A 9614-nucleotide genomic window follows, 5' to 3' on the forward strand; every position below is an offset into this window, starting at 1 on the left:
TTATAAGGTTTTGTTTATGATTTTTGATGTTAACTAAAAATGTTTATTGAATGATCTTTTGTACAAAGTTGTATATTCATGAAACAAATTGTTTGGCATTTTTGGCCTATAAACTATAGCTGAAGCTCTCATGCGAACATCATGGTGATGACTTTTCATGAGAATATAGTGAATAAAAATTAGCTCAAATAAGGAATAGGGCAAATGCACTACACAACAAGTAAAAAACAAGGCTTATTTTCGTTGTCTGCCGTAGCGATAGCACTGACCACTTCTATGTCAGCGTTTGCGGCTCCACCAATGGGATTTGATGAATCTAAGTTACCGACGAAGTACATCGTCAAATTCAAAGAAGATGCAGTCAGCCGATCTTCAATGGGTGGTAACTCTTTTTGGGGACCACGAATCGCGCAGGAGTCTGTTTTAGAACAGGTGAAGGCACGTAAGGTGGAAAAACTAGGTAATCGCGCCATTTACAGCGTTGAGTTGGATGGTGATGACTTAGAACCACTTCGTAATCGCAGTGATGTGGAATATGTCGAAGTCGATCCGCCTCGCTATTTGCTCAGCGAAACTACCCCGTGGGGTTATGAAGCGGTTAATGCTCAACAGTTAGACGACTTCAATGCTGGTAATCGCACTGTATGTATTATCGATTCAGGGTACGACATCTCGCACAACGACCTAAGCGGTAACCGTGTTGCAGGTACCAACGATAGTGGTACAGGATCATGGAGCGATCCGGGTAACAATAACGCCCACGGTACTCACGTTGCAGGTACTATCGCAGCGATTGCCAACACCGAAGGTGTGAAGGGTGTGATGCCAAACCAGAATGTGAATTTGCACATCGTGAAAGTATTTAACGAATCAGGTTGGGGTTACTCATCTGGACTTGTTAAAGCGATCCAAACGTGTGCAGATAATGGTGCCAACGTTGTGAACATGAGTCTTGGTGGTAGTCAATCAAGCCGAACTGAGCAAAATGCACTGCAAAACATTTACGATCAAGGCGTTCTGCTAATCGCCGCAGCTGGTAATGACGGTAACACCGCACACAGCTACCCAGCTTCTTACGATTCAGTTATGTCTGTTGCTGCTGTCGATAACCAAAATGATCATGCGGCGTTCTCGCAATCTACTGATCAAGTTGAGATCTCTGGCCCAGGTGTGGCGATCTTATCAACGGTTACGGTAGGCGAAGGTAAACTTTCTGATATTACCTTGAATGGCGTAAGCCAATTTGATCGCGGCATTGTCCCTCACAATCGTTTGATTAATAACGGCTCTTCGTATGTGCCAGATCCAATCGTTGGTTCAGTAACAGCAATGCTAGATAGCTGTGATGTATCTGGCGGTAACTTTAACTGTGGTGATATGTCGGGCAAAATTTGTTTGACTGAGCGTATTGGCAACCAGTCTTCAGGTAACTACCCAGAAGTGGATGCAGTTCAAGCTTGTTACAATGCAGGTGCACGAGCGGCAATCGTATACAGCAACTCTGAACTACCTGGTTTACAAAACCCATTCTTGGTTGACACAAACAACGCTTATCGTATGGTTTCGGTGACGGTTGACCGTGCATTTGGTCAAGAGTTGCTGGGGTATGTAGGTCAAGAAATTACGGTTTCAACTACCTCTGGTGAAGATTACGAGTACTACAATGGTACATCGATGGCAACACCTCATGTAACTGGCGTAGCAGGCTTGGTGTGGAGTTACCACCCAACGTGTACAGCAGCGCAAGTACGTAATGCCCTAGTTCAAACGGCAACAGACATTGATGTCGCTGGACGAGACAACCGCACAGGTCACGGCCTAGTGAATGCGGAAGCGGCGAAACTGTTCTTGGATGCGGGCTGTAACGGTCCTGACGGTGGCGGTAGCTCTTCGGACTCTAGCTTCTCAAACACCAGCCCTGTTGCGATTCCTGACAACAAATCTTCTGGCGCAATCAGCGCAGTAGATGTCGATCGCTCTGGTGATTCAGGTACAGTAAGTATTGACGTTGATATTAGCCACACTTACATCGGTGACCTACGAGTGACGCTAACTTCACCGACTGGTGGAGAAGTCGTGCTTCACGATAATACTGGCGGCAGCGCTAACGATATCAAAGCCACTTTCCAAGCGGATTTCTCTGGTTTTGAATCACAAGGTTCTTGGGAACTAAAAGCGGTAGACAGTGCCAGAAGAGACACAGGCACAATCAACAGTTGGACTCTGACTTTTCAATAAGGAGTGGCTATGAAGAAGTTGACCTTACTTTCTTTGTCTGCGGTGAGTGCTACCGCACTATTGGCAATCGGACTAAGCTCGGCCAGCTTGGCGAACAATCAAGGATTTCCGCTCGTGGATGAACGTTCTGAACAAGCTGATCAACAACCTACGCGTTACTTTGTTAAGTATCATAAAGGGAAAGAGAGCGAAGTGAGAGCGCTTCTTCGTCAACATAACCTTAAAGTGGTTGATGCGTTGGTGAAGCAACAGGTACTGGTGGTGAGCGGCGAACAAGCGGACGTCGATAAGCTATCTGGTAATGAATCCGTTGAATACACCGAGCAAGAACCAACGAGAAAGTTGTTGTCTCAATAAGATAGCCTCAATATGAAAAACGCCCCTCACGTGAGGGGCGTTTTGTTTGAGTGCTTTTCCTGCTAGAGCCTTTGAGAGATGAAAGCCGACGAGCCTAATTCTGCATTCATAAGAATAAAAGCTTAGCGCACAATCAGGCCAAGTAGGATACCTACAATGCCGAAGTCAGCATCACTGAATGTTGTGTTTGCAAAGCCAAGATCACCCAGTACTGGCATTAGGAAGACAGGTAGGAAAGTAATCAGTAGACCTTGTGCAAACGCACCTAGAATTGCGCCGCGACGACCACCTGTTGCGTTACCAAATACACCCGCAGCCGCACCCACAAAGAAGTGTGGAACTACACCAGGGATAATCACAGTAAGCCCCATCACGTACAGCAGGAACATGCCCACTAGACCGGCTGCAAAGCTCGATAGGAAGCCCACCAATACCGCATTTGGTGCGTATGGGAACACAACCGGACAATCCAGTGCAGGTTTTGCGTTTGGAACCAGTTTGTCTGAGATGCCTTTAAATGCAGGAACGATTTCTGCGATAACCATACGTACACCTTGCAGGATAACGTACACACCACCTGCAAATGTGATGGATTGCATTAGCGCAAACATAGACCAATGTTTACCGCCACTGACTTCACGGACAAAATCACCGCCAGCGAACAAACACGTCACCACAAAGATGATGCCCATGGTGAAAGAGATCGCCACTGGCGTATCGCGCAAGAACAACAAGCTTTTAGGGACATTCATCTCTTCAGTAGAGTGTTCTTTGTTACCGAACTTGCTGCCAATAAAGCCAGCTAGCACGTAAGAAAGGGTAGAGAAGTGACCAATCGCAACGTCGTCAGAACCTGTAACTTGCTTCATGTACTTGTGAGCGATCGCAGGGAAGAACACCATTACAGAACCCACAACCACAGATCCAAGCGCGATCAGTGGAACACCTTTCATGCCGCTAGATGCCAGAATCGCTGCTACCATCATCGACATAAATAGCGTGTGGTGACCGGTTAGGAAGATGAATTTCCATGGCGTGAAGCGAGCGATCAAGATGTTCACTAACATACCGAAGAACATGATCATCGCCATCTCTTTACCAAACGCTTCTTGCGCGATAGAGACGATAGCTTCGTTGTTTGGAACCACGCCTGTAATGCCGAAAGCGTGTTGGAAAATGGTCGCGAAGTCGCCTAGCGAGCTCACAACTAAGCCTGCACCTGCGCCAAGCACGATGAAACCAAGAATGGTTTTTACCGTGCCTTTAATGCACTCGGTGACCGGTTTTTTCTGGGCAATTAAGCCGATTAGGGCGATGAGACCGACCAGAACTGCTGGCTCTGATAGGACATCGTTCATTAAGAAACTGAAGAATTCCATAACGCCACCTTATAGAGCGCCAAGCTCTTGAAGTGCCACAGATAAACGCTCTTTCATTGCGACTTTGTCGACCATGTTATCAAGCGCTACGATACGTGGTTCAACGCCAAGTGCTTCCAACTGTTCTGCAATGTCTTTTGTGCCGATGAAAATGTCGCAACTTGTGCCTTTTGCTGAGCCAAGATCGATGTGATCTACAGCGGCATCGACGTTCAATTCTTTTACGATGCTTTTGATGCTCATTTCCATCATTAGGCTAGTACCAAGACCGTGACCGCAAACAACCATAATTTTCATAATTCAGACCTTTTCTTTTTTATAGGGGGTATACCCATTTGTGAATGGGGTATGTCAGGAGTAAAACTCAGTATTTATCGATGATCGCAAGAACATCTTCTTTGCTTTGAGCGTTGCAGATGGCCTCTACATGCTCTTCATTCATAAACAATTCCGCCAGTTTCGAAATCGCATCAACGTGGCTATTACTGTCCGTTGCCGCTAGCGTGACCAGCATTTTTACTGGGTCATTTTCTTCAGAGTTAAAGTTGACGCCGTTTTGGATCACCGTGATCGCCAATGACAAGCGGTTAACGTCATCTTCAGGGCGAGCGTGTGGCATCGCCATGCCCGGACCTACCACGTAGTAAGGACCAAGCTCTTCGTGCGAGCGGTAAATTGCCTCAACGTAACTTGGTTCTATCGCGCCATTTTCAATCAAAGCTTCACAAGATTTGCTGATCGCATCTTTCCAGTCGGTTGCGTCAGAATGGATGCGAATGACATCAGAGGTAATCAGTTCACGTAGCATTGGAATGTTTCCGATTTGTTGTTTTGTTGCTGCGTACTTTATCGATCAATTTGCCATAAAAACCTGAGAGTGATCACAAATGGTAGCGCTATCTGATAGCGCTACCATTAATTGTGATAGCGCTATCATTTTTATCAGGCATCGAAGTTTCATGTGCTGGTGTTCGAGTTCTAATGCGCTAATATCAAAACCATTAAAGCGCTGTGATAAGATGTCGCAGCTGAAATTAGAGAACATTAAATAAAAACAATGAGCGAACCTCGCAAACGAAGAAGTACTGGCAATGTCACCTTGGCGGACGTCGCTAAAAAAGCCGGCGTAGGCACTATGACGGTGTCGCGAGCATTACGAACGCCAGAGCTGGTATCCGATAAGCTGAGAGAAAAAATTCAACAAGTGGTTGATGAGCTCGGCTATATCCCGAACAAAGCCGCAGGGGCACTCGCATCTGCAGAAAGTTATTCCATCGCTCTTATCATTCCGTCACTGTTTGAAAAAGCATGCGCGCATTTCTTACCAAGCTTCCAACAGGCGTTAAACAAAGCGGGTTATCAATTATTACTGGGTTACAGCGACTACTCGATTGAGCAAGAAGAAAAGTTGCTTTCGACTTTTTTAGAGAGCCGTCCTGCGGGCGTGGTACTGTTTGGAAGTGAGCATAGTCAGCGAACGCATCAACTGTTAGAGGCATCAAATACGCCAGTGTTAGAGATTACCGAACTGAGCTCAAAGGCCAGTTATCTCAACATTGGCGTGGATCACTTCGAAGTGGGTAAGGCCTGTACCAGACACCTGATTGAACAAGGTTTTAAGAACGTTGGTTTTATTGGGGCGCGCGGGAATCACTCAACGTTGCAACGCCAGTTACACGGTTGGCAAAGTGCGATGATTGAAAACTATCTCACCCCAGATCATTTTCTAACGACTCATGAAGCGCCATCTTCACAATTGGGTGCGGAAGGATTGGCGAAGTTATTGCTGCGCGATTCAAGCTTGAATGCTTTGGTGTGTAGCCATGAGGAGATAGCAATTGGTGCGCTCTTTGAGTGCCATCGCCGCGTGCTCAAAGTCCCGACCGACATTGCCATTATTTGCCTTGAAGGCTCTTCTATGGGGGAGCATGCTTACCCAAGTTTGACATCGGCAGAATTTGATTACGAGCGCATGGGCACCAAGGCGGCAGAAAAACTGTTGCATGCCATCAAAGGTGAGCCAGAAGAAAGACCAACCAGTATGGGCTTTAAGCTAAAGCGTCGAGCAAGTACTGCGATTAACTGACACTTCTTCTTTCCATAAATGTAAAAAGCCTCTCAATATGGAGAGGCTTTTTACATTCTGAATTCGCGAGCGAAAACTACGGACGTTCGCCCGCGGCTAGGCGTTGTTCGATATCTACGATCACCTCTGGCAGATCGGAGATGGTGTCGATTAAGTAGTGAGGTGCACTCTTGATAAACTTCGCGCGTGCTTTTTCACGAGCTTTCTCTAAGGTTGCTTCGTCTGCAGCTTGGTATTCTTCAAATGTCAGACCCGCTTCGTTACCAGAAAGCAGCAAACCAACGGTCCACATACCTGCGTTATGACCTTCATCAATGCCCGGTGCGGCGTCATCCACTTTGATACACGCATTAACGTCGGTAACATTCAGCTCAATCACGTTTTTCAGTGCCATAAATGGTGCAGGGCGACCACCTTGTGGTAGGTCATCCGTTGCTACCACGTAATCTGGTTTGTAGCCGTAATCCGCTGCCACTGGAATCAATACGTCCATCACTTCGCGGGGGTAACCAGAACAAGAACCGATCTTGATGCCTTTGTCTTTCAGACCGTTCACAACTTCAATCGCATTAAGGATTGGGTCTGCGTGGTCAGCCACTTTTGCTTTTTGCAGAGGCATAAATGCTGCGTAGATAGCGTCGATGTCTTCGCTGGTCATTGAGCGACCAAACTTCTCATTCCAACGCTTATCAACGGCAGGAATACGACCCACTGCTTGGATGTGATCCCACTTACCAAGCCCCATTGGTTCGCGCGCTTCTTCAAGGTCGATATCGAAATCAAAGCCTTGCTTGAACGCTTCCACAAAGATGCTGGTTGGCGCGAAAGAGCCGAAATCGACGATAGTGCCAGCCCAGTCAAAGATCACTGCTTGAATTGGTGAGTTGCTCATGTTCAATCCTTTTTCTTGCTTGCCAGAGCGCTTGCCTACACGTTGGAACCGCGCTCAGGATAAATTGGTTTTTGTTGAGGTCAGAAGTAGTTAAAGTCTTTACATACTTTGGCGATGGCTTCTTCGAATATCGCTAAAGCTTCTGTCAGTTGTTCTCGAGTGATGATCAGCGGTGGACTAAGTTGAACCACATTGCCTTGCGATACCTTGAAGCTCACGCCATTGTTGAGGCATTGGTACAGCACAGCTTCCGCTTCGTCATACGCGCGCGATTTGCTTTCGTGGTCAGTGACCAGCTCAATGCCCCATAACATGCCGATGCCACGCACATCACCAATCACTGGGTATTTAGCTTTCATCTCTAGCAGTTTTTCACGCATGAACTGGCTGTCGGCTTTGGCTTTATCTAGCAAGCCGTCTTGCTCAATGGCTTCCATGGTTGCCAGTGCTGCAGCACAACCGATAGGACTTTTCTCATGAGTGTAGTGACCCATGGAGATTTGCTCGGCGGTGTTGTATTTGTCTTTGGTTACCATGGCTGCGATAGGCACTAAGCCTCCGCCCAAACCTTTACCGATGCAGAGCATATCTGGCTCGATGTCGTAGGCTTGGTAGGTAAACCATTCACCGCTGCGACCCATACCGTTAGGGATGTCGTCGATGATCAGCATGACATTGTGTTTGTCACAGATTTCGCGGATGCGTTTCCAGTAGGCTTTACTCGGCACTTGTACGTCGGTATTACGAACCGCTTCTGCGATAAACGCGCCCACGCCGCCTTCTTTCTCAATCACGTACTCAAGGTAGTCGGCATAATGCACATCGCTACCGTCGGCAACTGGGAAAGCGCCTCGGTAAGATACGGCTGGTGGAATGCGCTCAACGTCTGCCATTAATGGTCCCATGCCTTGACGGAAACACGCTTCACCACCTACTGAGATGGCATCCAACGATGCGCCGTGGAAGGAATCCCACAGAGAGACCACCTTGTAGTTGCCCGTGATGTGGCGTGCTAATTTAAGAGCCATACCAACCGCAGATGTGCCACCCGGAGCAAACAGCACACGATTCAATTCACCGCCACAGATTTGGGTGAGCTTTTCGGCACATTCAATCGCGGTCTCGTTGGTAAAACGACGTGGTGAAAACGGCAGTTTGGCAATTTGCTCTTGCACGCGTTTCATCACATGCGGGTGACCGTAGCCCAACTGGTGGACGTTATTGCCATGGAAATCCATGTACTTTTTGCCCGTGGCATCTTGGATGTAGATGCCTTCTGCTGCTTCCAAGGTATCTAAGCAAGGCGTCGACATGGCTTGATGAAGAAAGACTTCCGAATCACGCTTCAATAATGCTTGCGTGCGTTCGTCGTCCATCGATGCATTCCAAGCTTGGCGCGCTGGTGTCGTGTTGACATCGCCTTCGCTGCGGAAATGGGTCGGTTTGATATTCTGAGTCATAACGCTCTCTTAATCAGAAGGCTGCTTTACACAACTTGCCAATACATTGCTTTTTCAATCGCACCGATTAAGCGCTCGATATCTGCTGGGTAAACTTCACCAATGTTGCCGATACGGAAGCAATCTGCGTTCGATACCTTACCCGGATAAATCACAAAACCTTGCTCTTTCAAACGTGTGTAGAACGCTTTGAACTGGTAATCACTGTGCGTTGGAGAGTAGAAAGAAGTGATGATTGGCGAGTGAAGATCATCACTTAGTAGTGGCTCGAAACCTAGAGAACGCATACCTGCAACCAGTGTTTTCTGGTTAGTTTGGTAACGGTGATGACGCGCTTCAATGCCGCCTTCTTGTTCTAGCTCTAGCAATGCTTGGTAGAAAGCGCGCACCGTGTGCGTAGGAGACGTGAAACGCCATTTGCCGCGATTCACTTCCATGCAGTGCCATTGGTCGTAAAGATCAAGGCTCAAAGAACGTGCCTGACCTTGGCACTTTTCGAGCTCAGTTTGTTTTGCAATCACAAAGCCAAAGCCCGGTACGCCTTGAATACATTTGTTTGCAGAGCTGATCATAAAATCGATGCCAAGCTCTGCGATATCGATAGGAATGCCACCAAAGCTCGACATGGCATCCAGAATCACCACTTTGCCGTGCGCTTTAGCTGCAGAAGCAAATGCCTCAATTGGGTTAAGCATGCCAGTGGTTGTCTCACAGTGAACAATCGCCACGTGTGTGATAGCAGGATCCGATGCCAATGCAGTTTCCACCTCGTTCAAGTGTGGCTGTGATGTTTCGCCTGGGGAAACTACATGGCATGGAATATTTAGGTAATCAGCGATCTGAGCGATACGCGCACCGTAAGCACCGTTGTCGACTACCAACAACTTTCCATCTCTGCCAATGGCGCTGCCAATCGTCGCTTCTACTGATGCGGTGCCGCTACCTTGCATGAGCACGCTGGTGTAGCCGTCTTGTTGAGTCGCCAGTTTTACAAGCTTAGTGCGGATCACTTCTACAATGTCTTTGTTGTATTCATCATCCCAAGTACACCAGTCTTTTAGCATGGCTTCACGTACCGTTTCAGAAGTAGATAGAGGACCTGGAGTCAGTAGTAGGTATTCGTTTTTCATCTCGATTTCCATCAGAATAGGCTAATTGGTCTACACCAAATTTCGAGTTCACTCTAGCGAGGAAGAAAAGGG

9 protein-coding genes are annotated in these 9614 nt (G+C 47.4%); 3 read left to right on the forward strand and 6 right to left on the reverse strand.

Annotated features, from left to right (window positions below):
- The first annotated feature begins 204 nt into the window (after nt 1-204).
- Nucleotides 205-2238: a S8 family serine peptidase gene (locus CAG69_RS07615; RefSeq protein ID WP_161443519.1), complete on the forward strand. Its 2034-nt coding sequence runs from the start codon at nt 205-207 to the stop codon at nt 2236-2238.
- Nucleotides 2239-2247: 9 nt separating this feature from the next.
- Nucleotides 2248-2595 (forward strand): ATPase, encoded by a 348-nt coding sequence (locus CAG69_RS07620; RefSeq protein WP_161443521.1) that lies wholly within the window; start codon nt 2248-2250, stop codon nt 2593-2595.
- 122 nt (nt 2596-2717) lie between these two features.
- Here CAG69_RS07620 and CAG69_RS07625 read toward each other — a convergent pair whose 3' ends face one another.
- The 3 genes from CAG69_RS07625 to CAG69_RS07635 all read right to left on the reverse strand — a co-directional run bounded on the left by CAG69_RS07625 (nt 2718) and on the right by CAG69_RS07635 (nt 4782).
- Nucleotides 2718-3974, reverse strand: a complete 1257-nt coding sequence (locus tag CAG69_RS07625; protein WP_047007992.1) for a PTS ascorbate transporter subunit IIC — start codon at nt 3972-3974, stop codon at nt 2718-2720.
- 9 nt (nt 3975-3983) lie between these two features.
- Nucleotides 3984-4271 carry a PTS sugar transporter subunit IIB gene (locus CAG69_RS07630; RefSeq protein WP_161443524.1) on the reverse strand — a complete coding sequence of 96 codons (288 nt, stop codon included), beginning with the start codon at nt 4269-4271 and terminating at the stop codon, nt 3984-3986.
- A gap of 67 nt (nt 4272-4338) precedes the next feature.
- On the reverse strand, nt 4339-4782 hold the full coding sequence (locus CAG69_RS07635) for a PTS sugar transporter subunit IIA (protein WP_161443526.1): 444 nt from the start codon (nt 4780-4782) through the stop codon (nt 4339-4341).
- 249 nt (nt 4783-5031) lie between these two features.
- On the opposite strand from CAG69_RS07635, the gene CAG69_RS07640 reads away from it, so the two are divergent.
- The gene (locus tag CAG69_RS07640; RefSeq protein WP_161443528.1) at nt 5032-6060 is read left to right on the forward strand and encodes a LacI family DNA-binding transcriptional regulator; all 1029 of its coding nucleotides are present in this window, start codon (nt 5032-5034) and stop codon (nt 6058-6060) included.
- 76 nt (nt 6061-6136) lie between these two features.
- Here CAG69_RS07640 and phnX read toward each other — a convergent pair whose 3' ends face one another.
- The 3 genes from phnX to phnW all read right to left on the reverse strand — a co-directional run bounded on the left by phnX (nt 6137) and on the right by phnW (nt 9542).
- Complete coding sequence (phnX, locus tag CAG69_RS07645) at nt 6137-6952, reverse strand: phosphonoacetaldehyde hydrolase (protein ID WP_161443530.1); 816 nt, start codon at nt 6950-6952, stop codon at nt 6137-6139.
- Between the two features lie 80 nt (nt 6953-7032).
- Nucleotides 7033-8412: an aspartate aminotransferase family protein gene (locus CAG69_RS07650; RefSeq protein WP_161443532.1), complete on the reverse strand. Its 1380-nt coding sequence runs from the start codon at nt 8410-8412 to the stop codon at nt 7033-7035.
- Nucleotides 8413-8438: 26 nt separating this feature from the next.
- The gene (gene phnW, locus CAG69_RS07655; RefSeq protein WP_161443534.1) at nt 8439-9542 is read right to left on the reverse strand and encodes a 2-aminoethylphosphonate--pyruvate transaminase; all 1104 of its coding nucleotides are present in this window, start codon (nt 9540-9542) and stop codon (nt 8439-8441) included.
- Between the last annotated feature and the right edge of the window lie 72 nt (nt 9543-9614).

The sequence above is a fragment of the Vibrio sp. V43_P6S15P86 genome, from assembly GCF_009904725.1.
GTDB lineage: Bacteria > Pseudomonadota > Gammaproteobacteria > Enterobacterales > Vibrionaceae > Vibrio > Vibrio diabolicus.